Annotated in this window: 1 protein-coding gene; it reads right to left on the bottom strand. The window is 38.9% G+C overall.

From position 1 onward, the window contains the following. Positions 1–231: 231 nt before the first annotated feature. A complete protein-coding gene (locus CQA49_RS09745) occupies positions 232–1,026 on the bottom strand; it encodes a DUF5131 family protein (protein WP_115575749.1) in 795 nt (264 codons plus the stop codon). Between the last annotated feature and the right edge of the window lie 239 nt (positions 1,027–1,265).

The following is a 1,265-nucleotide window of genomic DNA, read 5'->3' as shown; positions in this document are numbered from 1 at the left end:
ACTGCGCCCAAAATCGCGCGCAAAGACAATACAACGCCAAATACCACGCCCACATCAATTATAAATCGCTTCATATTCCCTCGCTCATAAAAGGCTCGATGAACTTTTCACCATTCCACACCCTAAAATCAAACTCGATTAGTTTCATTGTCTCTCCTTTAGTTTTGTTTTAAGCTCTCAACACAATAAGCGCAAGCGCAAGCAAATAAAAAATCACAAATAACAGCTTTTTCATTTCGCGCCACCCTTGTAGAATTCCTTGCAAGTTTCAAACTCGCAAAGGCTCTTACTCTCACGCGGTGCATTCCCCCACTGCTTAAAGAAAAATGGCACACCTGCTTTTCTGCAGTCGCTATAAAGTTTCTCTACCCATTCTTTTTTCATAGGGCGTGCGCGTTTTGGTGCGTTTGGGATTTTTTCACCACCTACGATAACCCAATCGATATGCTTTAAATCCTCGCCAAAATGAAGCTCGCTTAGTAGTGGCTCGCAAGAGATAAAGATTTTGCTTTTTTTTACTTTTTTAATTTGAATTAAAGGCGTTATTCTTTTTACTTGCTCTTGATTTTCAATAGTTGCGCCAAAGAGTATATTTTGTGGATATGGTTTTAACATCCCCTCAAACATACTCCCTAGTCCTAGACACATATCAAACATTCTCCATACGCGTTTTGTTAGAAATAAAAAATCACAATCTGGGCGATTTTTGATTGCGTTAAATATTTTTGACTGACACTCATGTTCTACAAATAAATGAAAAGTATCACTCATAGAATTGACAAAGATTCTGCTTCCGCTGGGATATTTCTTTGTGTCTAGTATCTCATCTAACATATCCTCGTGAAAAACGACTTTATCAAAAGGCTGGCTATACTTTTGCACGCCTTTTTGAGTTGGATTTTTCTTATACATTTCGTGTAGTCTTTTATGCATTGTGCGCGCATAGCAATTTCTGCACGCTTCACTTATACCGCTACAGCCTGTTATTACATTCCAAGTCTTATCGCACCACTCAATTTTGCTCATTTTGCTTCTCCTTTAGATTTTCTTGCTCTTGTTTGGCATTTAGGGGCTTTTTTGCCTCTTTTTGGTAAAAACAAATAAGGGCTAAGCCAAAGCCACGCCACTTGCCCATTTCAGAGAAAAGCCCAAGTCAATATTAAAATGCTTTAACACTAAATCAGGGGCTAGCACAAGCCCCACACAAAGGCAAATTAGCGCAAACGCCGCTAGCCAATACTTCACAATTTCTAACAAGTCTTTTA

It is taken from the genome of Helicobacter sp. MIT 00-7814, assembly GCF_003364115.1.
Classification (GTDB): Bacteria; Campylobacterota; Campylobacteria; order Campylobacterales; family Helicobacteraceae; genus Helicobacter_F.
This window is presented reverse-complemented; position numbering and strand designations above follow the sequence as displayed.

Excerpts from the sequence above, each read along its gene's own strand:
- CQA49_RS09745 (WP_115575749.1), bottom strand. The coding sequence starts at position 1,026 with ATGAGCAAAATTGAGTGGTGCGATAAGACTTGGAATGTAATAACAGGC.